The organism is Streptomyces sp. NPDC052043 (assembly GCF_044548235.1).
GTDB lineage: Bacteria > Actinomycetota > Actinomycetes > Streptomycetales > Streptomycetaceae > Streptomyces.
In genome coordinates, this window is the sequence record NZ_JBIUBT010000020.1 from 1 (window position 1) to 25,396 (window position 25,396).

Below are 25,396 nucleotides of genomic sequence, written 5' to 3' on the forward strand. Positions count from 1 at the left end.
AACACGGCCCATTGCCCTTCCAAACCGCTCATGCCATACCAACGAATCACCGAGCGGAAAGCCACGAGTTAAAGATCTGCACGCCCTTACTGATCATTTCAGAATGAGTGTGCGCAGGCGCCGGACACAGAAATCCAGATGACAGAGTGATCCACTGATGCCTACGGTCCGCCCGTGACTTTTGACCTCGCCAGTCTTGCCCGCCGTCCGATCACCGCGACGGACTCCGCCGCGCTGGCCGAACGGCTCAACGCGATCGAGGTCGTCGACGTCCTCGGCGAGTACTACTCCGAGGAGGACACCACTGACCAGATCAACGCCCCTCTGCTCGACCTCGAGCGCGGCACGGTCGGCGTGTTCGACGGCGACCGCATGGTCGGCTACTCCTCCGCCGCGCACAAGCCGCTCGCCGAGGAGGTGCACCGGGTTGTCGTCAGCGGCGGCGTACATCCGGATTATCGGCGCCGGGGGATCGGTGCTGAGCTGCTGGCGGCAGGGATCGCGAGCGCGAAGACGCTGCATACGATCCATCACCCCGGCCTGCCGCTTGCCGTCGACGTCCAGAACAACGCGCTCAACGACAGGGCACGCGCCTGCTACCAAGCCGTCGGCATGACGCCCGTTCGCTGGTACTCGCACATGCGGCATCCACTCGGAGCCGCCATCGTCGATGTGCCGCCGCCGGACGGACTGGTCTTCGAGGGCTATTCCGCCGACAACGACGCCGAGTTCCTCGCAGTCAGGAACGAGGCCTTCCTCGACCGCTGGGGCGGGGGCGCGACGCCCCAGGAGCAGTGGCGCGCGTTCCTCGGCTGGCCGGCCTTCCGCCGGGCCCTCAGCTTCCTGCTGCGCGACGCGGACAGCGGCGTGGCCGTCGGCATGCTGCTGACGTACTCCTGGGACGCGGACACCGAGGCGACCGGCGTCCGTGACGCACACTTCATGACCATCGGCACCCACCGCGCATACCGCAAGCGCGGCGTGGCCAGCGCGTTGATCAGCCACGCACTGCGTTCCGCACAGGACGACGGCTTCGACCGAGCGAGCATCGAGGTGGACGCCGACAGCCCGACCGGAGCGAACGGCCTGTACGAGCGAGCCGGTTTCACCGTCGCCCGCACTGAAGTCCGTTACACCCTCAACGCCTGAACGCAGATCCGTCGATTGCGGCGCAGCTCTTGAGTCGCCTGCTTGGCGAGCCATGCTCAAGACCTGTGGATCGGTTCCGGGAGGGCACGCGGAGGGCGTACCTTCCCGAATGATCCTCAAGGTCTCCGAGTAGGCCCGCCTTGCAACGCGGGTCGGGAAGGCCGACTTGGCGGCCGAGACTGATGAGGCCGGCCGACGGTGTTGCCGCCCACAGAGGCCAGCAGGATCATCGCCCGCCGGTAGCGCACGCTGTTCGTGTTGCCCCGCCCGACGATCTCTTCTGCCCTTCGTAGTCGGCGATCCTGCGGACTTGAAACCCCTGGTGTCACCACGTTTCCTGACGCTGGATCGGGTCGATCGATCCCACCCGATCGCATCGGCAGCCAGACAGGACACCCGTGAACCGGTGAACCGTCCCGGTCGCAGCACAATCGTGTTGACCGCCCCCGGCAGGCAGTGCTTGAGTCGGCGCGTGGACAGCATTTCTTCCAACCGGCGGTTCTGGAACCAGATCAGCAGCGCCTACCAGCACAAGCACGACCCGCAGATCGGCGCAACGCCCCGGCTGTGGGGCACGTACGCCATCCCCGACGCGCACCTGCACGCCCTGGGCGACGTCACCGGCAAGCGCGTCCTCGAACTCGGCTGCGGCGCCGGCCAGTGGTCCAGGGCGCTCGCCGCCGAGGGCGCCACCGTGGTCGGGCTCGACCTGTCCGAAGCCCAGCTCGCCGCGGCAGCTCGCGCGATGGGAGCGGCCCGCTACCCGCTGGTGCAAGGCGCCGCCGAACACCTCCCCTTCGCCGCCGACAGCTTCGACCTGGTGTTCTGTGACTACGGCGGGCTCAGCTGGGCGCCCCCGCACCTGGCCGTCCCGCAGGCCGCACGCATCCTGCGCCGCGGTGGGCGCCTGGTGTTCAACGTCGCCAGCCCATGGTTCGAAGCCTGCTACGACGAAGCCGCCAGCCGCGCAACCACGACGCTGCACCAGGACTACTTCGGGCTGGACACCATCGCCGAAGGCCAGGGCGCGGTCAGCTATCAGCTCACCTACGGCGACTGGATCAAGGTCCTGCGCGGCGCAGGCCTCATCATCGACGACCTCATCGAGCCGCGGCCCGAACCCGGAACAGCCAACGGCTACAACCAAACCGACCCGCCTGACTGGGCATACCGCTGGCCGGCAGAAATGCTCTGGGTCACCCACAAACCGTAAACACCGCCGCACCGAGACGTGAAGGTATCCCCTCCCCGGGTGGCCCTAGGTCGTGTCCGCAAAGTCAGGGCAGCCGGAGTCGTAGGCAGGCGAGGGTGACCAGGGCCTGGTAGTGGCGGGCGCGTTTGTCGTAGCGGGTAGCCAGGGCTTTGTTGTGCTTGAGTCGGTTGAAGCAGCGCTCGACGACGTTGCGGCGCCGGTAGGCCGCCCGGTCGAGTCGGCGGCGGCTCTCGCCTCGTCGGATGCGTCCGTGATCTGGCCGATCCGCTCGGGGACTCGCATTGCGCCGTCCACGGGTCGGCCAACTCCTCGATCAAGTCGCCGAGATATGCACGATCAAGGCCGCAGAAGGCAGGATGGGACATGGCCGCGTGGGCCGAGAAGGACGTCACAATCCACTCAACCCGCGCGGCCGTCGCCATGTCACGCGCTACGGGGCCGAGCTGCCTTGTTCGATCTGGTGGATAAGGCGCTTGAGGTGGGTGATCTCATCTTGGAGAGCTTGGCCGCCGGCCGGGGTGAGGGTGATCCAGGTGCGTGGGCGCCGGCCCTCGTAGCCCTTCTCGATGTGGATGAGTCCGTTCTTCTCCAGGAGGGTGAGGTGCTGGCTGAGGTTTCCGGCGGTGAGCTCGAGGGTGGTGCGCAGGAAGCCGAACTCGACGCGGCGGGCTTGGTGAGTGACGGTGAGGATGCCGAGGCGGACGCGCTGATGGACGACGTCATCAAGGCCATTGACGGGATGCTGATCGGCTTGGTCGGTCATGACGTGGTGTGCTGACGGGGAGGCTGGGTCAGGGCGAAGCCGAGGGCGCCGAGCAGGAGGAACGCCGCAGGGACAGCCAGGCGGGGCAGACTCGACCAGGGTGAGATGGCGGGGATACCCACCCAGCCGGGAGCGATCGGCGCCAGCTCAAGGGCCAAGTAGGCCAGGGTGAAGAGCAGCAGGACGCGGCTGCGTTCCACCCAGGACAGCACCAGCAGCGGGATCCCAACGAACGCGGCTGGTCCGGTGAACCGCTCGAGGAGCACCGTCGGTCCTGCGTTGGGATCGAGGTGCAGGCCCCAGAAGTCGATCGTGGTGCTGGGTGTCGTCATGTGAGCGGTACCCCAGAACTCGGTGGCGGCGAACAGGACGGCGATGCCGATCCCGGCGAGGACGTAGGGGCGGACAGTCGTGCCGACTCCGCGCTTGCGAGAGCGGCGGATGTAGAAGAACGCGATCGCGGCATAGGCGAGGAGGCACCCGATCGACCAGTAGAACGGCGTGCCTTGCTTGGTGAGGACGCAGCTCGTCGTGCCCGGTGGGGTGTGACCTGCTGGGCAGGGGGTGGTCTGGATGCTGAAGGTGAAGCGGTTGGCGAGGATCCCGCCGAGGGTGACCACGCCGAACAGCAGGAGGGGGAACCAGGTGCCGCGCTGGGCGGCGCGGACCTTGCGGGTGAGGTCGCCGAGGTCGGCGAGGACTTCGCGCGGGGAGTCCGGCGAGGGCACTGATGCGGCTGCCATACGGATAGCTTTGCATCACAAACTAGTCATGGCAAGAGACTGCTCGCGTCAGGCGTTGGCGCCCTCTTCGTGGACGGTCTGTTGACGGACTCCGTGACGCGCACGCCGCAGCACAGCAGCTCACTTCCTCCGTCTGAAGTGGCGAGAGAGCGGCCCCGCCTGGTGCGGGGTCGACGGCCGCGTTGGTGCAGAAGAGCTCGTAACCCGATCGCGCACAGATCAGAAGGCGCTTGCCGCCCTTCTCCGCCAGTCGAGCGGTGACAGGCCGGTCGCGACACTCCCCTTTCGCACGAACATGGGAGCCGTTCACGCACCCCGGCGATCAGTCGGGTTGGTCGACCGCACGACACCGCCGTTCATACAACCGTCTTACACATGCGTCTTGTACATGCGTATAGATGTCCTCTACGGTGAGCCCATGAACATCGACAACGCCACGCGTTCCGCGCTCACTGTCGACGGCCGCACCCTGTCCTACGTGGACTTCGGCGGACCGGGCCGCCCGCTGCTCGCCCTGCACGGACACATGTCCGAGGGCATGTCGTACGCCGATTTCGCCGCCCGTCTCGCTCGGGACTGGCGGGTCATAGCGCCCGACCAGCGCGGCCACGGCGACTCGGACCGGGCGGCCGACTACAGCCGGGAGGGCTACCTCGCCGACCTGGAAGCCCTCATGGGCCACCTGGGACTGGACCGGGCGGCTCTTCTCGGGCACTCGCTCGGCGCGATCAATGCCTACCAGTTCGCCGCCCGCCACCCCGAGCGCGTGACCGCGCTGGTCAACGGCGAGGGCTGTGCCGAGCTCGGCCTGGACGGCAGCAACCCGCTAACGTTCGTGCTGAACCTTCCGGAGGGTACTTGCCCCAGCCGGGAGGCGTTCGTGGCGCAGCTGGGCCCGTTCGCCCCCTTTCTCGAATCCGCTGTTCGTGAGCGGCCGGACGGAACTTGGGGCCTGCACTTCCACCCCAAGGACATCTACGAATCCGAGGACCAGGTCCACGGCGACCACTGGGCCGACTGGACCGGCTCCGCCTGCCCGGCGCTGCTGATACGCGGTGCCGAAGGCGGTGTGCTGTCGGCGGAGCAGGCAGCACGGATGGTCGCTCGGCGGCCCGGTACCCGTCTCGTCGAACTGGGGACGGACCACTTCTTGTACGCCAACGACCCGGTCGGCTTCGCGGACGCGGTCCGGGACTTCCTTGCCTCGGCATAGCCGTGGCCTCAGCCTTTCCGGCGCCCCGCCGATGGATCTCGATGCGGCCTTCTTGAGGCGCCTCCAGCAGATGAGGCTGCAGGCCAGTGAGATGAAAGCGTCGTGGACTTCGAGGCGCCTCTCCCAGCGCACGGCAAGGCGTTTGAACTGGTCGAGCAGGGCGAAGGTCTGCTCCGTGGAACGGCTCTGTCCCACCCCACGGCTAACGGCCTGCCCCGCGATTGATGTTGGGCCGTGCTGGCCTTGTCGTTCGGCTGGTGGGTGATTCAGCTGGGCGTCGTGCCGACGAGCACGAGTTCGGCAGTCGGTTTGTGCCGGCTGGGCCGCTGGGCTGCTCGGTCAGAAACCAGGCTGGCGATGGCGCGGTGGGTCTCGGCGTACTCCTCGCGTCGTCCGGTGTACCGCTGTAGCGGGCGCCACTGCCGGTGCTCGGCGTTGGCGTGCTCGACGCAGATCCGTCGAGAGGATTGACGGCGGCGCATCTCACGCCAGCCGTACCGCTCGGTCAGCGGTGTGTTGCCGATGTCCTTCGGTTTCCTGGGCGGTGCGCTGACCTGGCCGGGGAACTCGTTGGCCAGACCTCGGTAGCCCTCGTCGACCTCGACTTTCACGGCGGGATACTGCCGAAACTGCTCTGCGATGCCCTCGGTGCGCACGGCGGTCTGGTCATGCATCCGGCCGGGCCGGGTGGCGCCGGACCACAGCGTGCGGCCCTGGTGGTCGCTGATCGTGGTGGTTTTGATCGTGTTCTGCCTACGCTTGCCAGAGACGAAGGCCCGGCGCCCGGGGCGGTGCGCCTGCGGGCGGCGGACCTGGGTCTCGGTGCCGTCGATCCCCAGCGTGACGTTCTCGGCCGCGGCATAGGCGAACACGTCCTCCAGCGTCCGTAGCCGAAGGCCAGGCCGGTCCGGCACCGCGAATCCACGCGCGGCCAGCAGCGGACGGATCTCGCTGATCGGCCGCCCGATGGTGGAAGAACCCACCTCGTAGATCACTCCGAGTGCCTCGTGGGTCAGTCCCGTCCGCAGGTGGACGAGTGTCACCAGGACTCGGTCGGTGAAGACCAGCTCGTACTTCGGACCGGCGCCAGCTTTCCGCCTCCGGGCTCCGTGCCGCCGCTCGTGCCGGGTTGCTTCACACCGTGCGCCCCAGCGTGTCGCGAGCTCGGCGACCAGCTCTCCCACATGACGAGCCGAGATGCCGCAGAACGCACGGTGCGACATGGCGGCACGAGCCTGCTTGATCTTCACACCTCAAGAACCTAGCGGGGCGCATCCATGTCACGGCAGAGTGCTGACGGATTACTCGCGTCTACCCTCACCTGTATGACCACCGATTGGATGGCGGAATACCAACGCATGGCTCGGGGGCGGCGCTTTGATGAGCTCAGCCGTCCACCCGCGAGGCAGGTCGCCTCCCCGCCGCCGCTGTCCGAAGCGGAGATCTGCAAAGCAGAGGCGGAGTTGGGCATCGCGTTCCCGGACCAGTACCGAGAGTACTTGCTCCGACAGAGCGCCGGCGGCGCGGTGAACCGCCTATGCCGATCCGCGGCAGGCTGGGGCTGGCATGGGGACTCAAGCACCAACTACGACTTGCTCACTACTGACTTCCCGCATCCCGACTCCTACCGTGCTTACGAGGATGAGCTGGACGCGCGTGAGCCGCTGGCGCAGGACTTCCCGGACCACAACGCCTACCGGGCGGCATGGGAGCAGTGGGACGCTGAGTACGGAGTGTTCCAGGAGCGCAAGACGTCCGGCGCTGTATTCATCCAGGAAAACGGCTGTGGCTTCTCGACCCTGCTCGCTGTCACCGGTCCGCACCGGGGCTCACTGTGGTTCGACGGCCGGGCCACCTGCGACCAGATCCTTCCTCTTAACCTGGGCGGTCAGCCCGTATCGTTCATGGACTGGCTCGCTCGAGGGTCCATGAATCTGGTCGGCTGGTGAACACGGCCGGGCCGCCACCGGGCGGAGCCGGTCCGGCAGCCCGGTCGCAAAATCCTCGACTTAACTACCGATGAGAACTCGGTCGGGCTAGGGCCTGTCCGGGCGATCACGAGCGAAGCCAGGTGACCAGGGCTGCGACGGTGACGGTGCCGAGGAAGACGTAGCCGCGTTTGTCGAAACGTGTCGCGACGGCCCGGTGGGCCTTGAGTCTATTGATGGCGCGTTCGACTGTGTTGCGCTTTTTGTACCGCTCCTTGTCGAAGCGGGGTGGCCTACCGCCGTGCGAACCCCGGCGCAGGCGGGCGAACTTGTGGTCCTTCTTCTCCGGAATGGCGTGGCGGATGCCGCGTCGTCGCAGGTAGGCGCGGATGGTGCGGTTGCTGTACGCCTTGTCCGCGCTGAGGCTGTCCGGGCGTCGGCGGGGGCGGCCGAGCCCGGCGCGGGGCACGCGGATCTTGTCCATGACCGATTCGAACTCGGTGCAGTCCGCCTGCTGTCCGGGGGGGACGGTGAGGGACAGCGGGCGACAGCGGCCATCCGCGCTCAGGTGGACCTTGGTGGTGAACCCGCCGCGGGAGCGGCCCAGGCCCTCGCCCGCCGCACCACCGCCACCCGGCGGCCGGGCAGCCTCGACCCGGACCTCTCGCCCTGGTGTTCTGCCACGACGGCCCCCTTTGAACCGTGCGGGGCTGGCGGCGGGGTCCTGCCGGCGCCAGCGGCGTGCTGGTGGGCCCGCATCACCGTCGAGTCCACTGAGATGTCCCAGTCGATCTCACCGTCCGCGTCGGCGGCGGCCTGCACCTGCTGGAACAGCCGCTCCCAGGTGCCGTCGGCCGACCACAGCCGATGGCGCTCATACGCGGTCTTCCAGGGGCCGAATCGTTCCGGCAGGTCCCGCCACGGCACCCCGGTCCGCACCCGGTGCAGTATCCCGTTGATCACCTGCCGGTGGTCCCGCCACCGCCCGCACCGGCCGTTACTCACCGGCAGCAACGGCTCCAGTCGCTCCCACTGCCCGTCCGAAAGATCTCCCCGCCCCGTCATGCCACGGTCAATGCTTCCGACCAGCAGATGGTCACGGCCCTAGACTCGACGGAGGCTTCCTGGGGGAGCGGCATCGACGAGCACGAGGGTGCGAGTTCACTCTGAGTACAGGACGAAAGGGACCGCCAGGGTTCTGGCGGTCCCTTTCGGCGGTTACCTCTGCTGTCGGCGTTGAGCGTTCTTCTCGAGCGTCTGACGCTTCACTTGTCTCCACGAGTACACCGTGAGGACGAGAGACACGCAGCCGACCGCCAGGAACATCAATCGCTTGGCGATGCCATCAAGATTGATGGCGCCTCCGAATCCTCCCACGAGGCCGCAAATGCCGAGGAAAAGAGATCGCCAGCCCAGCAGCTCATCAGCCAAGCCTCTGATGAATCCGCCGCCTTGCAGCGAGTTCCAGTATTCTCTCAGTGTCATCTCATCACCGCGTCAGGAGATCGGGGGCTGCGCAGGACGGTTGAACGGGCCGGGTGCGATGTAGCGGACCGGACCGCCCTGCGGGAGCAAATAGACTACGACCGTCGCTCCGAGAGCCACGGGCACACCGAACACCACCTGGCTTCGCTCGTGATCGCCCGGACAGGCCCTAATCGCGGGTCAGGTCGTAAGGTCCAGACCATGACCCAAGGTGATCGGATACGGGCCGAACAGACCCGCGCCGCCTGGGCACGGATCGAGGCATGGCTCAGGAACAACGCGCCCCGCAACTATGCCGCGCTGCCCCCGCCGTGCACCGAGGAGGAGATCCGTGCCCATGAAGCGCGGCTCGGAACCGGCCTGCCCGCCGATGTGCGGGCCTTCTACCTGCTGCGCAACGGCACCGGGCACGAGGACGAGTTCGACGGGCCCGAGCCCAAGAGCATGGGCCGCAGACGGAACGCGGAGGGGGAGCGGTGGGAACCCCTCGCGCCATGCTGCTACTTCCTGCCCGAAGACACCGGCATCCACCCACTCCAGACCCTACTACCTCGACCTCCACGGGTTGGAGGAGTGCGCATACCTGAAGTACCTGCCGCTGATCAGCAACGGGGAGGACGGCCTGTTCGGCGACTTCATCGACCTGACCCCTGGTTCGGAGACCTACGGGCAGTTCGGCTACTACAGCCGCTACGACGCCCCCAAGATGCGCGCGCAGACGCTGGCCGAGTACCTGACCGGCATCGCCGACGCGTTCGACCAAGGACGCGGATGGCCCGACGGGGACTTCGGGCCCCCGCCGGTCGTCAGAGGCCGCCTCGACTGGGACTCGTAGTCACCGGCTCCCGCCTCCGCATCAGGGGCGTTGTCCGTTCGAGATCCACTTCTGGCGGGTTCTGGCTTCGTTTCGGTCGGACCTGATGGTGTGTCCGGAGATGCGGAGAGCGTGTTCAAGGTCCCAGCGGCCGCGCCCGCCGTCCTCCTCGACCTCGTCCCGGGCTACTGCCCGCAGCAGGCGGCCCTCCGCGTCCGGCACGTCGGCGACCTCGGCGAGCATGGACCTCTGCTCCAGTCCCGTGTGTCCGGCCGACACCCGACGCAGCGTCGCGTCGTCGAGCTGCTGCGCCCGGCCGAGCCCGACTGACCCCGGTCAGTCCTTCCGGTGAATCCACGTCCGGGCGAGTTCCGCGACCCAGGTGGCCACCGTGTCGGGAGCGGGTGGGGGTGCGCCGACGACCACGAGTTCTGTGACGCCCGCTGAAGCGAGGGCGGGCAGGTGCTCCGGTGTGCCGTCGCTCAACGCGACGGCAACGGTGAGCTCGTCGAAGGCGCGACCGTGGCGGGCGCACTCGTCGGCGAGGATGGCGACGCGCGAGCGGACGTCGGCCGCCGGGATGTTGAAGCCGTACCAGCCGTCGGCGAGCGTGACCGCGCGGCGCAGGGCGGCGTCGCTGTTGCCGCCGACCACGACCGGGAGCCGGCCGCCGGGCAGCGGCTTCGGGTTGACGCGGATCGCGTCGAAGCGGGTGAACTCCCCCGCGAAGGAGGCCGGGTCCTCGGTCCAGAGGGTGCGCATCGCGGCGAGGTACTCTTCGGTGCGCCGCCCGCGCTTGGCGAAGGGGACTCCGAGCGCTGCGAACTCCTCGGCCGACCAGCCGACCCCGACACCGAGGGTGAACCGCCCGGCTGAGAGCACGTCGAGTGTGGCGGCCTGTTTGGCGACCACGACCGGGTTGTGCTCAGGCAGCAGGAGCATGCCGGTGGCGAGCTCGATCCGGCTGGTGACCGCTGCCGCGAAGCTCAGGGCGAGCAGCGGGTCCAGCCAGTCCGCGTCCGCGGGCACCGCGATCCGGCCGTCCGCGGAGTAGGGGTAACGGGAGATGGGCGCGTCCACGAGCACCACGTGCTCGCCGCACCAGAGCCTCGCGAAGCCGTGCAACTCCGCGGCTGTGGCCATCGCCTCGATGACCTCCGGACGGGCACCGTCACCGATGCCGAGTGCGTGCAAGCCCACTCGCATCCGCCACCTCCTGGCGGCACCCTAAGTGCGCAGCGCGGACGCGTTCGGGTGACGTGGCATGCCGCGCGTGGAGTCGGCACGGCATGTCACCCGCACGGGCGAGGCCACCGCCTGTGCCTGCGCTGTCATTCCGGCCCTGGGTGGGGACGTTTTGCGGGCGTGAAAGCATGGGGGCGGCGCCAGGCCGGAGCCGTGCGGAACTCCGCGTCGGGCGATTACCGGCTTGATGCCGCGCTTCCACAGGAGCCGACGGTACTTGTCGAAGTCGTAGCCCCGGTCGGCGAACAACTGCCGCGGCCGGTGACGGGGGCGACCGGTCACTCCGCGGATCCGCGGGATCGCGTCGAGGAAGGGCAGCAGCTGGGTGATGTCGTGGCGGCTGCCACCGGTCAGGGTGATGGCGAGCGGGGTGCCGCCTGCGTCGGTGATGACGTGGTGCTTCGAGTCGGGCCGGGCACGGTCGACCGGGCTCGGCCCGGTTTTGGGCCGCCCCGACGGGCCTGGTGGTGGGAGCCGTCGATCACCGCCGGGGACCAGTCCAGCTTCCCGGCACGGTGCAGGCAACCACGGTCGTCCAGTGGCAGCCGGCCGGGATGGCGCGGACGCCGCTGCCTGACCGGCAGCAACGGCTCGATCCGGCCCCACAGGTCATCCGGCATTCTCCACGGAGGACCGTTCCCCTTCCCCATGACTGGTTCAACGAGCCAGCCAGGAAGGGGATATGGCTACGACCAGGCATTCTATTAGGTGCTCTAACTCCCGCAGCTGACGGCCTGGAAAATAGGGTGCGGTCGGCTGAGCTGGGGTGATAGGTAAGCGATGTGACAGAGAGTCCTGAGTACTCCGCCCTGCTGCAACTGATCGACGAGCGGTCGGCCGCGTTCCGGAGTGCGGTTGCCGCCGCGCCCAGCCTTGACGCGCCGGTGCCGTCCTGCCCCGAGTGGACGTTGTTCGATCTGGTGCAGCACCTGGGTACGGGCCAGCGCTGGTGGGCCGCGATCGTCGCCGCGGGCCCGGCCGAGGCTCCGCCGGCCAAGGATGCCGCGGAGGTGCCGCGCGAGCTCGAGGCACTGCTGGCCTGGTACGCCGAGTCGAACGAGCTGCTGCTGAGTGCGCTGCGCGAGGCTGGCCCGGAGCGCGAGTGCTGGGTGTGGTGGGGCGCCGGTGTGTCGCCGGCGAATGCCTGGGGCGTTGCCCGGCGCCGGGTGCACGAGGTGCTGGTGCACACCTACGACGCCCAGCTTGCCGCAGGCGCCGTGCAGCCGATGCCGGCGGACGTTGCCATCGACGGCGTGGCCGAGTTTCTCGACACCTGCAACTCCACCCCGGCGGCCTGGCCACACGAGGCCGCCACCATCCACTACCACGCCACCGAGGGCCGCTCCTGGCTCCTCGCGCTGGACGGTACCGGCGCCTGGCCCGCACCCCTCACGGACGACGCCGCGCCCGCCTCCGCTTCGGCCACGGGCACGGCCGAGCAGCTGCTCCTCTTCGTCTGGGGCCGCCTCGCGCTGAGCGACCTGAAGATCAAGGGCGACCAGCAGGTGTTCGAGCAGCTGATCGCCTGGGAGCCCGAGGAGTAGCCAGTCAATACCGCCAGCGGACTGCCTCGATGACGTCCGCGTCGGTGAACATCGCGAACAGCTCCGCCTCCGCGCGGCGGACGGCCAGTACGGCCTCGTAGAGCTCGGGCCCGAGCGCCTCCCTCAGCACTGCCGACTCAGCCAGGAAGGGGATATGGCTACGACCAGGCTTACTGTTAGGCACTCTTACTGATCGTTTCAGAATGCGGTGCGTAGCCGTCTCAAGCAGATGATGATGCAGGCGAGTTGGAGTCTTGCCCAGGCCGGAGCCGTGCGGGGCGCCGCGTCGGGCGATCTTCGGAACGATGCCGCGGGCCCACAGGAGCCGACGGTGCTTGCGGAAGTCGTAGCCTCGGTCGGCGTACAGGCGCTTCGGTTTGTGGCGGGGACGGCCGCGTCGGCCTCGGATACGCGGAGTCGCGTCCAGGAGCGGGATGAGCTGGGTGACGTCGTGCCGGTTGCAGCCGGTGAGTGAGATGGCGAGTGGGGTGCCGTGGCGGTCGACGATCACATGGTGCTTGCTGCCGGGGCGGCTGCGGTCGACAGGTGATGGCCTTGTGTGAGCCCCCCTTTGAGGGCCCTGACGTGCGAGCCGTCGATCGCACAGTTGTCCATGTCCAGCATGTCGGCGTGTCGCAGCTCGACGAGCAGGGCCTCGTGCAGCCGGAGCCATACCCCAGCCTCGGTCCAGTCCCGCAGCCGCCGCCAGCAGGTGACCCCCGAGCAGCCAATCCGTTCCGCAGGCACGTCAGCCCAGGAGGCCCCTTTGCGCAGGACATTTAAGGTCCCGGCCAGCGCAGGCTGTTCCGGAAGTCCGCGGCGGCGGGCGACTTCTCCGGCATGATCAACCTGGCCACCCTGCTGAGGCGGTCCGGGCGCCGGGCGGAGGCCGGGCAGTGGCTCCGCAAGGCGGCGACGGTACCGACCCCCGCGTCACCGCTCGCGCCGGCCGACTCGCCGCTCGCCGGCTCCGACCGCGACGCCGTCACCCGCTGGCTCTCCGGGGCGGCCTGCACGGGGGCGGCGGGAGCCGCGAGCGACACTGGGGGCACCGCGGGGGATGGCCTACGGCGCCCCGACGAGGACGACTGACGACCGCTGTGCCGTGCCGCCTGCTGCCGTCCTTGTTTCCCTCACGGAAAACGCTACGTTGCGTTCACGGATGGGCCAATTCCTTCGTTGAGGCCTCGTCCAAAGGACGGCCCTCCTCATGGGGAGGGCCCGCGTTGACGCATGGAACTTCCCAGTCAGCCGTGACAAGTTGCGTCAGCTGCTGGTGGGGTGGGCGAGCACGCCGGAGGGACCAAGGGCTATGCCCGTCCATTCGTTGACGAGGAGCGGCGCGACGCCCGGGCTCGGCAGGTCCTGCCCGTGCGGGCGTCGAGAGCAACCGGACCGTGGCTTACTTGGCCGCCGTGCGGAGGATGTCCCGCTCGGTCGCGAGCTTGCGTTCGCTGGCCTCGAGTTCCCGCAGGCGTGCCTCGAGCTGCCTGATCCGCTCATCTGGATCGCTAGACGAAGCCTCCTGCCCGGCCCCGGCCACCGCCTTTCCGGCGGCCGGCGGGGCGGCCGGGTCGACGCCGCGGCGCCGACGGTCGCGCAGCACCCAGTTGCGCAGGGTGTTCCTGTTGATGCCCAGGTCAGCGGCTATGTTCTTGTATGTCGCCCGGGCGTGGACTCGTACAGGGCCACGGCATCGGCCTTGAACTCGTCCGAGAGCACGGCCGGCTTTCTCGTCGAACTGCTGATGGCAGAGTGCGACGACCGGGTCCGCCGCCGCTCGAAGAGGCGGGTCAAGCTTGCCGCGTTCCCGAGGAAGAAGTCGCTGCGAACCTTCGACTTCGCCGCCGATCCGAACGTTGCGGTCTGCTGCTCGCTCCACGGCCGGCAGGTGGGCGGCCACCCTGCTGTGAGGGCGTCGCCGGGTGCCGTAGCACGGATGCGATGCGTGCCTGTTGCCGACAGGCTGGGGGAGACACATCTGATTCCCTTCGGGGACGAAGTGCCCTGGAGGTTACGGCCTGGTCTGCGGGTGATGGTGGCCCGCAACGAGGTTCCGCAGTATGGGGTTGGTGGGGCATGCGCAATGATCCGGTGGAACGAGACGAGTTCGTATCCGGCCCCGCCGAGCCGGTGGCCGCCTGCGTCCTGGATGGTGGCCGACGCGAGGGCCACGCGGGAGCGGACTGTCCCTGGTGCCGATCATTGCAACGGGCCGGAGAGGCGGCTGCCGTCGGTCGGCGAATCGATCGGCCCGCCGCGCCAGAAGGTCGAGGCCCGTAGAGAAGGAAGCCGCAGGACACTCGGCCCGCGGGGAAGGCGCGGCCGTGAAAAGGAAGCGCACAAAGAACGGAGCAAGATCATGCAGACTTTCACCGCGTCAGCCGATCGAGTGCGGGACCATGCCGCGGAGCATGACTTCCTGCTGGCCCCGCCCGTTTCTGCAACCCGCATTGCTTGCCGCGTCGATCCTCGTGACCTGCGGCGGCTGGACCTGCTTGCGGCGCTGACCGTGGCGGGGATCGCCCCCTGGCCAGGAGACCGGGAGGCGATTGAGGTGCTCAGTGCACTGCCCGACAGCGTGCACGAAGCTCTGCACCGCTGGTTCAGCTACGGCAGGTGACGCGTTGGACGCTCCCGTGAAAGCGCTCGGAACGTGGGCCTTCCGCCATGAGAAGTCCGGGAAGGCAAGTGTGCGTCCGCGCCGAGCAGCAGACGCCTGAGTGGCAGGCCCGTTATGCGGTCCGTTGCGGAGTGGAGGTCTCGGCGACAGCACGTTGGCCACAAGCTGCTTGCTCTATAAACGGATCACTCAACGGGTCACTGCTCATCGTGACCGGAGCACGGCACGGTACCCGGGGCGTACCGAAGGTGCGCACCGTGACGTCAAACGCCTGCCTGGCGGCGGGAATGCGAAACTGCCCGTAGTACGGGCAGTTTCGCATTCCCGCCGCCACCGACCGCGACCGGCCACCGCGTCGGCGACGTGCTGGGCCGTCATCGCTGACCGCCTTCGACGTCATTGTTACCGACGCCGACCTGACCGAGGCGGCGGCGGAGGGCATCCGGGCCGGCGGCTCGTTCCTCGTCCTGACGCGGTCCTGATGGCTCTACCGGTGGGACGGCCGGAACAAGGCTTCTCGGCCGTGTGGTCCGTGTGGCCGGGACGGGAGAAGATTGGGGTGACCTTCGCTCAGGTGTCGACTCCATCTGCAACTCCGGCGATATTCTTTATCGTTGAGCAGCAGCGCGCGAATACCTGACGGGACGGGGCCCACATGGTGGACAAACGCTTGGACTTGGCCGATGCCGTGGCGAGCATAAGGGAACAGCTGACCGCGCTGCAGGCCGACCGCGCCGAAGAGGATGTCCTTTTCGAAGTCGGGCCGGTCGAGCTGGAGTTCGCGGTTGAGGCCGCCTGGGATGCCGGCGTCGAGGGCAAGGCTCGGTTCTGGGTGCTGGAGAGCGGCGCCGACGTACGGCGGTCCGGCGGCTCAACCCACAAGGTACGGGTCGTCCTCACCCCCAAGGACAGCCGTTCTGGCCGGCCGCTCCAGGTGTCCGACCGGGGCCGCGGTCTCCCCGACCGTCCTGGCCCCGACTATCCCGGGCCGGACCACCCCGGACCTGACCGGCCATGATCGCGGATCGGGCCGCCGAGGTCTCGGCCGTCGGCCCGGGCGGCACGGGCACGAAGGGGTCGGGCTTCCTGGTGGGACCGCGCCTGGTGCTCACCGCGCGCCACGTGGTGGGGGAGGCGGCGAGCAGGGGCGGGTCCGGATCCGAATCCGTTGTCCGGCCACTGAAGGACAACACAAAGTACCGCTGCCGGACGGTGTGGGCCAGCGCCTCCCGCGACCTGGCCCTGTTGGAGATCATGGACGGTGACTGGGCGCAGCCGCCGGTCCGGCTGGGGTGCCTGACCACCTCCACCCCGCACATCCCCTGCGAAGCGGTCGGCTTCCCGCGCGCCCAGTTGCACGACGACGGCTGGGGCGACAGCGAACACCTCACGGGATCCCTCAACCCCGCAACGGCCGTCGTCAGCGACCGGCACCAGCTGGTGGTGACGAGCGGCAGCGCCCCCGACGGTTGGCCGGGGATGTCGGGCGCGGGCGTCGTCAGCGGTGACCTGGTCGTCGGGGTCATCGTGGAGGACCGGGTCGCGTTCGGCGGGGCGCGGCTGGTGGTGGAGCCCATTGCTGCCGCCGCCGGCGACGAGGACTTCGTCCGCGCCTGGCGGGACGCCACCGGCAGTGATCCGCCTGAGCTGGAGTCCGTGGAGTTCGCCCCCGTCTTCGGCCACCCGGGCGGCGACCAGTCCCTGCCCTCGCCCGGCTCTCTGCTGCGTGCGACCGCCTCGGTGGTGCGCTTCCGCGGACGCGACCGTGAACTGGAGCAGCTGCGCACGTGGTGTTCCGGCGACGGCTTCTGTCTCCAACTCGTCTCCGCACGCGGTGGCGAGGGCAAGACCCGGCTCGCCCGCCAATTCGCCGCGGAGCTGAGGCAGCGCGGCTGGACAGCCGGCACAGTCCGGCCGTCCGCGCCGCAGGAGGCGCTGCAGCGCGCGGCGGCCACCACCACACCGCTCCTCCTGATCGTCGACTATGCCGAGACACGGGTTCCCCAAGCCGCCCGGATCATCGAACAGTTGGCCGACTACCGAGGGTCCTTCCCCGTCAGGCTGCTGCTGCTCGCGCGCTCGGACGGCGAGTGGTGGAAGCAGCTCACCGAGCAGTTCCCCGTACCAGTCGGCCAGCCCCTTCGCCTCGGCCCGGTGGTGGTCGCGCCGGAAGACCGGACCCGCGCCTACCAGGAGGCCACCGAAGACCTCTCCCGCGCCCTCGCCCGGGTCCCCGGCGTGCCGCCCACCCGCACGCTCCCGCTGCCACCGTCCGGCGCCCTGCTGCCAGGCGCCGAGGATACCTCCGTACTCGCCCTGCACGCCGCCGCGTTAGTGGCCCTCCTCCAGCAAGGACCCGGCGCCGTGGGTGCCCCCAGCGGCGAGCACGTCTGGGATACCCTGCTCCGCCACGAACGCCGCTACTGGCGCAGGGCGGCCGAGGACCACCGGCTCGACCTGCGCGAGGAGATCCTGGACAGCGCGGTCACGTGCACGGTGCTCTGCCTGCCGGCCGACGAGCCCGAGGCCCGTGCCCTGCTGGCGCACATCCCAGGCCTCCACGACCAGCCCCACGACATACGCCTGCGCGTCGGCTCGCTGCTTCGCCACCTCTACCCCGGGCAGACCGACGACGCGGGTCCCTGGAGCCCACTGCAACCCGACCGGCTCGCCGAACACTTCGCCGTGGCGACGCTGCGCGCGGAGCCACGTCTGCTGCGAGCGCTGCTCGCAGCGGGGTCGGACGCGCAGATCGAACAGGCCTTCACCGTGCTGAGCCGGGCCACGGTGCACCGGCCCGAGGCCGCCACACTGCTGCGCGACGCGCTCGTCGAGGCGCCCCCGCTCACCGCCCACGCGGTGCGGGCCGCGCCGCGCACCGACCATCCGGGCCCGCTCGCGGGCGCGGTCATGGAGGTGATCGGTCGGGGGCTGCTGTCCGCAGAGGAACTGCGGCGGGTGGCCGACGGCATCCCGTTCTCCAGCGTGACGCTCGGCCCGGTCGCCCTGGACGCCTACGAGGCGCTGGTGCAGCAATACTGCATGCTTCTGGAGGACCATCCGGGTTATCTGCCCGACTACGTCCACGCCGTCGCGCAGTGCAGCGACCGACTGAGCGCCGCCGGCCGGGTGGAAGAGGCGCTCGACCTGTACCAGGAGGCGCTCGAAGCTGTGGAGCTGCTGGAATACGTCCGGCCCGACGTCGCCTTCTCGCACATGCTCTCGGCGTTCGCGAACTACTCCAACTTGCTGGCCAACGCCGGCCGTTACGAGGACGCCCTGCGCGTCGCCCGTGCACTCGCCGACGTATACCGTCGGGTCGGTGAGGACATTGCCGCCGCCGATGAGACCTCCGTCTTGATGCACGTGGTGGCCCGGCTGAAGGTCGCCGGCTACCTCGTGAAGACCGGGGCCACGGACGAGGCCCTCGCCGAGAGCGAGCAAGTGCTCGCCATGGCCCGCCGGATGACGGCCGAACACGCTGGCATGGGCGATGACCTGCTCGCCATGACACTGCAGCAGGCGGCCATGGTCCTCAAGGCTGCCGGGCTGTGCGACCGGGCGCTCGCCCTGCAGCGCGAGCTGGTGGCGTGTTGGGAGCGGGGCGTCGCCAAGGGCGTCGACGGCGCGCTGTCCAAAGTCGCCTGGTCCCTGCTGGGCCTCGCTGAGGACCTCAGGGACAGCGGGCAGACGATGGAGGCACTGGCTCTGGGGGACCGGGCCGTCGGCATCTGGCGCGACCTGATGGTGGACCGGCCCGACTCCTGCCGGCCGCATCTGGCGACGGCCTTGTACCAGCGGGGCTGCACGCTCGCCGCGACCGGGCGGTACGTCGAGGCAGCCGAGGCTGCCCGCGAATCCGCGCACCTGCTCCGTGAACCGACTCGGGTACGGCCCAGGGAGTACCGCCTGGGGCTGGTGGAGGTGCTGGCGAACGCCGTTCTTTGGAGCGGGGCGGCGGGGGAGCCGCATGAAGCCGAACTGGAGGAGTTCTACGCCGAGTTCGATGCCTTGCGGGCGGCCGATCCCGAGGCCGCGGCTGCCGTGGACCGCACCCTGGGGCAGCTGTGGCACCCGGCCGGTGCGAGCCCGCCCGGTCCCGCCGTCGAACTCCCGGAGCATGGCGACGCACCCGTACACCGCGCCCCTGACCCCTCTTCATCCCCATTCCCACAGCTTCCCGCAAGGAGTCTGCAGCCCGCTCGAACCACCCCCAGCACAGGAACGAAGGAGGCCGACGCGGTGCCCGAGACGCACATCCCATTGAGCGAACAGCTCCGGCAGCAACTGGACGCGGATCCGCACAACGCGGCGCTGCGGCTGGGCCTGGCGTCGCTGCTCTCCACCGAAGGCCACCGCGAGGAGGCGCTGGCAGAGGTCGCAACGGTGCTGCAGCGGGAGCCCGGTTCCGCAGAGGCCCAACGGCTGATGTGCCACCTGCTGAACGGGCCCACGGCCCCGCAACGCCCCGATCCGCGGCAGCCGTCGCCGGAGTCGCCCGCCATTCAGCCGCCCGCCCCTCACGAGCACGGCGCACCACCACAGCCAGTCGCCGGGCCGGTGGCGGGACCGGTGGCCGAGGCCCCGCCGGACGACCTGCTGGAGGTGCAGCGGGAAGCGGTACGGCTGACCGACGTGGCTGGCATGGCCACCGTCAAACGACGGCTGGAGCTGACCTTCCTGGGACCGGCCCGCAACCAGGAGGTCGCCCAGCAGTTCGGCCATCGGCTGCGCGGCGGTCTGCTGCTCTACGGCCCGCCCGGCTGCGGCAAGACGTTCATCGCTCGGGCGCTCGCGGGCGAACTGGGCGCCAACTTCCTGTCGGTGACGCTGGCCGACACACTTGACATGTGGATGGGGAACTCCGAGCGCAACATCCGCAGCCTGTTCGTGACCGCCCGCAGACACCGGCCCTGCGTCCTGTTCATCGACGAGATGGACGCCCTCGGGGGCCGGCGCAGCCGGATGCACTTCAGCGGCATGCGCAACGTGGTGGCCCAACTGCTCACCGAGATGGACTCGGTCAACAGCGACAACGAAGGGATCTTCGTGCTCGGCGCCACCAACCAGCCCTGGGACGTGGACGCGGCGCTGCGCCGTCCGGGACGCCTGGACCGGATGCTCTTCGTCGCACCGCCGGACGAGCAGGCCCGGGCGGCCATCATCCACGGGGCACTCGACGGCAGACCTGTTGGCACGGTGGACGTGAACCAGCTGGTCGCCAAGACGTCCGGCTACTCAGGAGCAGACCTGGTCCACCTCTGCCAGAGCGCCATGGAGTCGGCGCTGGCCGACTCGCTCACGGCGGCCGGTATCCGCCCGGTCAGCATGCGCGACTTCACCCAAGCGCTGAAGGAGGTCAGTCCCTCGACCGTCGAGTGGTTCGAATCGGCGAAGAACGTCGTGAAGTTCTCCAACCAGGACCACGCCTACGACGAGCTGATCGCGTACCTGGACGCCCACGGCAGGAGGCGCTGATGCCGTACGACCGCGAGTTCGAAAAGGCCGCGATGCTCGCCTCGGTCGGCAAGAACGACGAAGCGATGGGCGCCCTGGCGGGCATGCTCGCCCGCGACCCGCACGATCCCGATGCCCTGGTCCTGAAGGGAATGCTCCTGCTGAGCTCGGGTCGGCCGGCCGAGGCATACACCGCGGCAGGGCAGGCCTGCGCGGCCAACCCCGATCACCCCTTCGCATACCTGGTGCGGGCCGCCGCCCTGCTGGCCGAGGAGCGCCCCGACCTCGCCGAGGCCGATGTCCGCCGCCTGCTCACGCTGGCCCCTGACCTCTCGGACGGCTGGGCGCTTCGCGCCCTGACCACCGGACTGTCCGTCGCGCAGCAGGGCCTGCCACTCCGGACACAACGGGACGAGGTCGTCGGCGACGCGGAGCAGTTCCAGCGCCTCGGCGGCCTCGACGACCCCGGCATGACGGCCATGACGGCGATGGGCCTCGCGGCTGTGAACGAGACCGGCCGGGCGGAGCGAATCTGTGCGGAGGCACTGCGCCGACACCCGCAGGACGCCCAGCTGACGGCGACCCTCGCACTGGTCAGGAGCGGCCGGCCCGTGGACGTGCAGGCCTTCCCGCTCTTCGAGCGGGCGATCCGCACGGACTCGGGTACCACCCAGGTCGCCACGCTGGGTATGGAGATCACCTGGCTGCGGCGGATCTCCCGAGTGCAGGGCACTGTCGTGTGGGTCATCGCCTTCTGCACGGTGGCGGTGACGGCGGAGTTCACCCACGGCTGGAGTGCGTGGTTCCGGACCGCGGTCGGCGGGGCCCAGGTGCTGGCCGCGCTGCTCATCGTGGTCACGGGTATGCGGACGTCGGACGCGGTGCACGGACACCTGCGCGAGCGTCCGGGCGTGCGGTCGTCCCGCGTATTCACCGTCCTCTCCCTGCCGGCCGTCGCGGCGGGTGCCGTGCTGCCTCGCTCGCCGGCGGTGCCGGCGCTGGGGGTAGCGGCCGTTTTGGTGCTCGTCTCCGTGCACCTCACCCACCAGACACTCAGCGCCTTCGTCCGCCGCACGCGGGCCGAGGTACAGCCGATCTTGAGGGCGTGGGTGATGGTGCTCATCAGCACCGGCATGGTGGCCTCGATGCTCGCCGTGCCCATCCTGGTCTCGCTGCTTGCGGACCGCTGGGACGAACTGCGATTCCTCGCGGCGGGCATGCTGGTCGGGGCGTCAGCCGCCGGCATCGTGTCGGCGTACCCCATGTGGCGCTGGCGGGTCATCGAGGTGATGCGGGTACGGACCGGACGGCGCGGACCCGTGTACACGGCGCTGCTGGTCCTGCTGGCGCTGGCCGCGGCCTGGGCACCGCGCTGGTGGGGCGTCGCGCTGATCGGACTGATGGTTCCGGTGTGGTTCCTGTGGACCGGAACCCTGCGCTGGATGCTGTATTGCAGCGATCCGCGCTTCAACCAGAGGTACTCTCGGATGTCCCTGTGACAGGAGGGCCGGTGTCTGTGGGCTTGCGCAGGCTCCCCGTGCGGCGGGCGGGATGAGATCGGCCGGCGCCCACTCGGCCCCGTCCTTGAGCCGCGCCACCTCAGCGGTCCGGTCGTGCGGGTGCCGATATCACGGCGGTGCGGTCGGGGAAGATGCGGATGACGTCGGTACGGCGCCGGCCTCCTGGCCTGCCCTTCTGGCCATCCCCCGCCGGACGCATCCAGTTCGTCCACGACCGGTCCCTTCAGCAGGTCGCCGCGGTGGCGGATGGGCTGGGCCGGCGCGTGGATCTCCAGGGCTTCCGGGGAGGCGGTCACGTCCAGGACCTCGACCGGGTGGGTTGCGGTGACGCCTTCGCGCAGCAGTCAGTAGCCGTCGGTGAACTTCAAACGTGTACTCCCTACTTGACTGCACCCACGGCGATGCCGCGGGTGAGAGTCCGCTGGAAGACGAGGAAGAAGACGAGGGCGGGCAGGATGCCCAGCAGGGCCGCCGCGTTGGTCATCGTGGCGTCCATCAGGCGCTGGCCCTGAAGGACACCGAGCGCCACCGACACCGTCTGGTTGTCGTTGGAGATCAGCATGACCAGCGGGAGGAGGAACTCGTTCCACGTCCAGATGAAGAAGAAGACGAGCAGCACGCCGATGGTGGGGCGGCTGACGGGGACCACGATCCGCCACAGCACCTGCCATGTGTTCGCACCGTCGATCCGGGCGGCCTCGATGATCTCGCGTGGGAACCGCCCGAGGACGGAGGAGAGCAGATAGGTGCCGAAGGCTGCCTGGATCACCGTGAAAACGATGATCACGCTCAGCCGGGTGTCGTAGAGGCCGGCCTGCTTGCTCAGGTAGTACAGCGGGTAGACCAGCGCCTCCTGCGGCAGCATGTTGGCGAGGACGAAGAAAGCCAGCACCCAGGTGCGTCCCTTGATACGGCCGATGCCGATCGCGTACGCGTTGAGGATCGACAGGGCCGCCGCCAGGACCGCCACACAGCCGCTGATCAGGACGGAGTTGACGAGCTTCTGGCCGTAGTCGACACGCTGCCAGAAGTCCTTGAGACCGTCCAGGTACAGGCCCCTCGGCAGGCTCAGCGGGCCGTGCTGGGAGTACTCGGCCGGTGACTTGACCGCGTTGACGGCGACGATGACGAACGGCAGCACCATGAACAGGGCTGCGATGCTGAGGGCCACGAGAACGGGGTAGCGTCGCAGGGCACTCGTCGTCATGCGCGGACTCCTTCCTCGGCGTCCTCGGCGCGGGTCTGGAGTTTCAGGCCGATCAGCGAGAGCAGCATGATGATCACGGTCAGCACGGTGGAGATCGCGGCACCGTAACCGACCTGGGTCTTCTCGAAGAACGTGGTGAAGGAGAAGTACGACGGGACGTCGGTCGCGCCGCCCGGGCCGCCCTTGGTGAGTACGTACACCGCGCCGAAGACCTTGAGTGCGGCGATGCTGCACCAGGTGAGCACGACGGAGATCTCGGGTCTGATCTGCGGCAGCGTGATGTGCCAGAAGCGGCTCCACCAGCCGGCGCCGTCCAGTTCGGCCGCCTCGTACAACTGTGGGTCGACGCGCTGGAGCCCCGCCATGAAGACGACGAGCGGGAAGCCGATCTGCACCCACACCATCACCCCCATGACGCTGTACAGGGCGATGTCCGGGTCACCGAGCCAGTCCCGCTGCCAGGAGCCGAGGCCGACCGCCTTCAACAGGGTGTTCAGGGTGCCGTTGTCGGGCGCGAGCATCCAGCTCCAGACGATGCCGGCGACCGCGATGGGAAGCACTTGGGGGAGGTAGAAGCAGGCGCGCAGGACGGTGGCCGGCCTGCTGCCGAAGTGCTTGCCGATGTAGTCGAACAGCGCGGCGGCGAGGACCAGCCCGAGCATCGTCGGCAGGACGGCCATGGCGACGACCATGAACAGGCTGTGCCGGAACGACGACCAGAACTCCGAGTCGTCCATCAGCTCACGGTAGTTGGCGAGGCCGGACCAGCGGGGGCTGCCGACCCCCTGCCAGTCCGTGAAGCTCACGCCGGTGTTCATCAGGAAAGGCACGACGATGACGGCGAGGAAGGCGAGGACTCCGGGGACGAGGAAGAGGACGTACGACTGGTGCGGGCGCGGGCGGCGCGGGCTGGCATGCTGGTGCGTGCCGAAGGCCCGCGACTCCCGGTCGACGGTGACCGTCACGGTTTCGGCACACCCTTGTCGTACGCCTTCTGCAGCGCGTCGAGACAGGCGTCCGGTGTCGCGCTGCCCGTGATCAGCTTCTGTGTCTCGGAGACGAGGACGTCGTAGAAGCCGGGGACGGGCCAGTCGGGGTAGAAGGCCAGGCCGTCGCGGCCGGAGAGGGTGTTGAAGTCGGCGATGAGGGTCTTGGCCCGCGGGTCGGTGATGGCGGACGGGTCTGCCGCCACGGGCACGCCGCCCTTGTTGCCCAGCAGGTTCTGGATCTTCTTCGACATGGTGATGTCGATGAAGTCGTACGCGAGGTCCTTGTTCTTCGCGCCCTGAGGGACGACCCAGAGGTTGCCGCCGGAGCCGAGGGTGAGGCCGGAACCGGGCCACAGGACGGTGCCCCAGTCGAACTTGTTCTCCGTCGTGAAGCGGCCGTACCACCAGCTGCCGCTGAACAGGATCGGGTTCTTGCCCTGGATGAAGGCGACGCCGGCGTCCTCGGCCTTGGTGCCGCTGGACGTCTTGCTGATGTACCCCTTCTTCACCCAGTCGGCGAAGGTGGTCGCGCCGTATGTCCAGGCGGCATCATGGAAGTCGGTCCTGCTCCGGTAGAGCTCGTACGAGTCGACCCAGGAGCGGTCGGCCTTCGACAGTGCCAACTGGTACAGGTACTGCTGGGCCATGTACTCGGCGCCGGCGTTGGCGAGCGGGGTGACGCCCTTGGCGACGAACTTGTCCATGGCGGCGGTGAGGTCGTCGAAGGTCTTCGGCTCGGCGACTGCGTACTTCTTGAAGAGTTCCTTGTTGTAGAAGACCATGGTGTATTCGGCGTAGTTGGGTATCCCATACCACTTGCCGGACCCCATGACGCCGTTGGTGTCGTACTGGCTGGTGGTCTTCACTCCCGCGCTGAGCTCCTTGTCCCAGCCGCGCTTGGTGACCTCGGGGGTCAGATCGGTGAGGAGCCCCAGCTTGGAGAGCAGACCCGCGGTCGCGTTGCCCTTGTTGTACTCCATGATGTCCGGCGCGTCGGAGGAGTTGAGGACCATGGGCGCGGTCTTCTGAATCTGTTCGAAGCCCTTCTCCTCGAACTTCACCTTCACGCCCGGGTGCTTCGCCTCGAACTCCTTGATGGCCTCGTTCCAGGCGGCGCCCATCGCGCTGTCCGGGCCCTCGTAGTGCCACAGCCGGAGCGTCTTGCCGTCCGAGGAACCGCCGTCCGAGCCACCGCAGGAGGCCAGGAGCAGAGATCCGGTGAGGACCGCCGCCGTCGCCACCACACGCTTTCGTGCCGTCAACATCCAGTGCCTCCAAGGGAGTCGGATGGGGTCAGTGGTCGTCACGCAGCTCTTGTCGAATCGTTTCGATGTGTGATGTCGAAGCGCTTCGACGGTGGAACGTAGGGGGAGGCGGTGTGCCCGTCAATGGAGTGGGCGTGAATCGACCAGTATTCGTTTCGTCGGCGATGGGCGCCGGGGGAGCGGCGAGTACTCCGGCCAAGCCTCGTGGGGGACGAATGTCCAGGCGAAAGCGGGTGGC

23 protein-coding genes and 5 pseudogenes are annotated in these 25,396 nt (G+C 68.8%); 14 read left to right on the forward strand and 14 right to left on the reverse strand.

What is annotated here, in order from left to right; translation table 11 throughout:
- The first annotated feature begins 174 nt into the window (after positions 1-174).
- A complete protein-coding gene (locus tag ACIHCX_RS34830; RefSeq protein ID WP_400036796.1) occupies positions 175-1,149 on the forward strand; it encodes a GNAT family N-acetyltransferase in 975 nt (324 codons plus the stop codon).
- Positions 1,150-1,621: 472 nt separating this feature from the next.
- On the forward strand, positions 1,622-2,362 hold the full coding sequence (locus ACIHCX_RS34835; protein WP_400036798.1) for a class I SAM-dependent methyltransferase: 741 nt from the start codon (positions 1,622-1,624) through the stop codon (positions 2,360-2,362).
- A gap of 64 nt (positions 2,363-2,426) precedes the next feature.
- Here the strand turns inward: ACIHCX_RS34835 and ACIHCX_RS34840 are convergent.
- The 3 genes and pseudogenes from ACIHCX_RS34840 to ACIHCX_RS34850 all read right to left on the reverse strand — a co-directional run.
- Positions 2,427-2,638, reverse strand: a pseudogene (locus ACIHCX_RS34840) (IS5/IS1182 family transposase); the annotation flags it as partial.
- 154 nt (positions 2,639-2,792) lie between these two features.
- Entirely contained in the window at positions 2,793-3,125 is a 333-nt protein-coding gene (locus ACIHCX_RS34845) for a winged helix-turn-helix domain-containing protein (RefSeq protein ID WP_400036801.1), read from the reverse strand.
- The gene (locus ACIHCX_RS34850; RefSeq protein ID WP_400036803.1) at positions 3,122-3,868 is read right to left on the reverse strand and encodes a hypothetical protein; all 747 of its coding nucleotides are present in this window, start codon (positions 3,866-3,868) and stop codon (positions 3,122-3,124) included. Before ACIHCX_RS34850 ends, ACIHCX_RS34845 begins: the two co-directional genes overlap by 4 nt.
- A 418-nt stretch (positions 3,869-4,286) precedes the next feature.
- On the opposite strand from ACIHCX_RS34850, the gene ACIHCX_RS34855 reads away from it, so the two are divergent.
- Positions 4,287-5,081 carry an alpha/beta fold hydrolase gene (locus ACIHCX_RS34855; RefSeq protein WP_400036805.1) on the forward strand — a complete coding sequence of 265 codons (795 nt, stop codon included), beginning with the start codon at positions 4,287-4,289 and terminating at the stop codon, positions 5,079-5,081.
- Positions 5,082-5,347: 266 nt separating this feature from the next.
- Here the strand turns inward: ACIHCX_RS34855 and ACIHCX_RS34860 are convergent, their stop codons facing one another.
- Positions 5,348-6,304 carry a transposase family protein gene (locus tag ACIHCX_RS34860; RefSeq protein WP_400036987.1) on the reverse strand — a complete coding sequence of 319 codons (957 nt, stop codon included), beginning with the start codon at positions 6,302-6,304 and terminating at the stop codon, positions 5,348-5,350.
- A 102-nt stretch (positions 6,305-6,406) separates the two neighbouring features.
- On the opposite strand from ACIHCX_RS34860, the gene ACIHCX_RS34865 reads away from it, so the two are divergent.
- Positions 6,407-7,030: an SMI1/KNR4 family protein gene (locus ACIHCX_RS34865; protein ID WP_400036807.1), complete on the forward strand. Its 624-nt coding sequence runs from the start codon at positions 6,407-6,409 to the stop codon at positions 7,028-7,030.
- A 106-nt stretch (positions 7,031-7,136) separates the two neighbouring features.
- Here the strand turns inward: ACIHCX_RS34865 and ACIHCX_RS34870 are convergent.
- Together ACIHCX_RS34870 and ACIHCX_RS34875 are read right to left on the reverse strand one after the other, a co-directional pair.
- A protein-coding gene (locus ACIHCX_RS34870; protein WP_400036809.1) for an IS5 family transposase occupies positions 7,137-8,074 on the reverse strand; the annotation gives its coding sequence in 2 pieces (ribosomal slippage) (positions 7,137-7,741 and positions 7,741-8,074; 939 coding nt in all).
- A 153-nt stretch (positions 8,075-8,227) separates the two neighbouring features.
- Positions 8,228-8,494: a hypothetical protein gene (locus tag ACIHCX_RS34875; RefSeq protein ID WP_400036811.1), complete on the reverse strand. Its 267-nt coding sequence runs from the start codon at positions 8,492-8,494 to the stop codon at positions 8,228-8,230.
- Between the two features lie 201 nt (positions 8,495-8,695).
- Here ACIHCX_RS34875 and ACIHCX_RS34880 point away from each other — a divergent pair.
- The 3 genes and pseudogenes from ACIHCX_RS34880 to ACIHCX_RS34890 all read left to right on the forward strand — a co-directional run.
- Positions 8,696-8,893 (forward strand): annotated as a pseudogene (locus tag ACIHCX_RS34880) (SMI1/KNR4 family protein); the annotation flags it as partial.
- Positions 8,894-9,059: 166 nt separating this feature from the next.
- On the forward strand, positions 9,060-9,329 hold the full coding sequence (locus ACIHCX_RS34885) for a hypothetical protein (RefSeq protein WP_400036996.1): 270 nt from the start codon (positions 9,060-9,062) through the stop codon (positions 9,327-9,329).
- 111 nt (positions 9,330-9,440) lie between these two features.
- Entirely contained in the window at positions 9,441-9,638 is a 198-nt protein-coding gene (locus ACIHCX_RS34890; RefSeq protein WP_400036813.1) for a hypothetical protein, read from the forward strand.
- A gap of 6 nt (positions 9,639-9,644) precedes the next feature.
- Here the strand turns inward: ACIHCX_RS34890 and ACIHCX_RS34895 are convergent, their stop codons facing one another.
- Both ACIHCX_RS34895 and ACIHCX_RS34900 read right to left on the reverse strand, forming a co-directional pair.
- Positions 9,645-10,514 (reverse strand): LLM class F420-dependent oxidoreductase, encoded by an 870-nt coding sequence (locus ACIHCX_RS34895; protein ID WP_400036815.1) that lies wholly within the window; start codon positions 10,512-10,514, stop codon positions 9,645-9,647.
- A gap of 180 nt (positions 10,515-10,694) precedes the next feature.
- Positions 10,695-11,203 (reverse strand): annotated as a pseudogene (locus ACIHCX_RS34900) (transposase); the annotation flags it as partial.
- 132 nt (positions 11,204-11,335) lie between these two features.
- Between ACIHCX_RS34900 and ACIHCX_RS34905 the strand changes: the two are divergent.
- Positions 11,336-12,097: a maleylpyruvate isomerase family mycothiol-dependent enzyme gene (locus tag ACIHCX_RS34905; protein ID WP_400036817.1), complete on the forward strand. Its 762-nt coding sequence runs from the start codon at positions 11,336-11,338 to the stop codon at positions 12,095-12,097.
- Positions 12,098-12,101: 4 nt separating this feature from the next.
- Here the strand turns inward: ACIHCX_RS34905 and ACIHCX_RS34910 are convergent, their stop codons facing one another.
- Together ACIHCX_RS34910 and ACIHCX_RS34915 are read right to left on the reverse strand one after the other, a co-directional pair.
- On the reverse strand, positions 12,102-12,281 hold the full coding sequence (locus tag ACIHCX_RS34910; protein WP_400036819.1) for a hypothetical protein: 180 nt from the start codon (positions 12,279-12,281) through the stop codon (positions 12,102-12,104).
- Between the two features lie 14 nt (positions 12,282-12,295).
- A pseudogene (locus ACIHCX_RS34915) lies at positions 12,296-12,994 on the reverse strand (IS5 family transposase).
- Between ACIHCX_RS34915 and ACIHCX_RS34920 the strand changes: the two are divergent.
- Positions 12,938-13,189, forward strand: coding sequence for a hypothetical protein (locus ACIHCX_RS34920; protein ID WP_400036821.1), 252 nt, complete (start codon positions 12,938-12,940; stop codon positions 13,187-13,189). The pseudogene ACIHCX_RS34915 and the gene ACIHCX_RS34920 sit on opposite strands and share 57 nt — an antisense overlap.
- A 310-nt stretch (positions 13,190-13,499) precedes the next feature.
- On the opposite strand, the gene ACIHCX_RS34925 is transcribed toward ACIHCX_RS34920, so the two are convergent.
- Positions 13,500-13,703, reverse strand: coding sequence for a hypothetical protein (locus ACIHCX_RS34925; protein ID WP_400036823.1), 204 nt, complete (start codon positions 13,701-13,703; stop codon positions 13,500-13,502).
- Positions 13,704-13,820: 117 nt separating this feature from the next.
- Between ACIHCX_RS34925 and ACIHCX_RS34930 the strand changes: the two are divergent.
- The 5 genes and pseudogenes from ACIHCX_RS34930 to ACIHCX_RS34950 all read left to right on the forward strand — a co-directional run.
- Positions 13,821-13,958, forward strand: a pseudogene (locus ACIHCX_RS34930) (ATP-binding protein); the annotation flags it as partial.
- A 501-nt stretch (positions 13,959-14,459) separates the two neighbouring features.
- On the forward strand, positions 14,460-14,720 hold the full coding sequence (locus tag ACIHCX_RS34935; protein WP_400036989.1) for a hypothetical protein: 261 nt from the start codon (positions 14,460-14,462) through the stop codon (positions 14,718-14,720).
- 670 nt (positions 14,721-15,390) lie between these two features.
- Positions 15,391-15,738, forward strand: a complete 348-nt coding sequence (locus tag ACIHCX_RS34940; RefSeq protein ID WP_400036825.1) for a trypco2 family protein — start codon at positions 15,391-15,393, stop codon at positions 15,736-15,738.
- Positions 15,735-20,198 carry an AAA family ATPase gene (locus ACIHCX_RS34945; protein ID WP_400036827.1) on the forward strand — a complete coding sequence of 1,488 codons (4,464 nt, stop codon included), beginning with the start codon at positions 15,735-15,737 and terminating at the stop codon, positions 20,196-20,198. The genes ACIHCX_RS34940 and ACIHCX_RS34945 overlap by 4 nt, the downstream gene beginning before the upstream one ends.
- A complete protein-coding gene (locus ACIHCX_RS34950; protein ID WP_400036829.1) occupies positions 20,198-21,676 on the forward strand; it encodes a tetratricopeptide repeat protein in 1,479 nt (492 codons plus the stop codon). Before ACIHCX_RS34945 ends, ACIHCX_RS34950 begins: the two co-directional genes overlap by 1 nt.
- A 400-nt stretch (positions 21,677-22,076) precedes the next feature.
- Here the strand turns inward: ACIHCX_RS34950 and ACIHCX_RS34955 are convergent, their stop codons facing one another.
- The 3 genes from ACIHCX_RS34955 to ACIHCX_RS34965 are packed head-to-tail and all read right to left on the reverse strand — an operon-like array spanning position 22,077 to position 25,158.
- Complete coding sequence (locus ACIHCX_RS34955) at positions 22,077-22,904, reverse strand: carbohydrate ABC transporter permease (RefSeq protein ID WP_400036832.1); 828 nt, start codon at positions 22,902-22,904, stop codon at positions 22,077-22,079.
- Complete coding sequence (locus tag ACIHCX_RS34960) at positions 22,901-23,869, reverse strand: carbohydrate ABC transporter permease (protein ID WP_400036834.1); 969 nt, start codon at positions 23,867-23,869, stop codon at positions 22,901-22,903. Before ACIHCX_RS34960 ends, ACIHCX_RS34955 begins: the two co-directional genes overlap by 4 nt.
- The gene (locus ACIHCX_RS34965; protein ID WP_400036836.1) at positions 23,866-25,158 is read right to left on the reverse strand and encodes an ABC transporter substrate-binding protein; all 1,293 of its coding nucleotides are present in this window, start codon (positions 25,156-25,158) and stop codon (positions 23,866-23,868) included. Before ACIHCX_RS34965 ends, ACIHCX_RS34960 begins: the two co-directional genes overlap by 4 nt.
- Between the last annotated feature and the right edge of the window lie 238 nt (positions 25,159-25,396).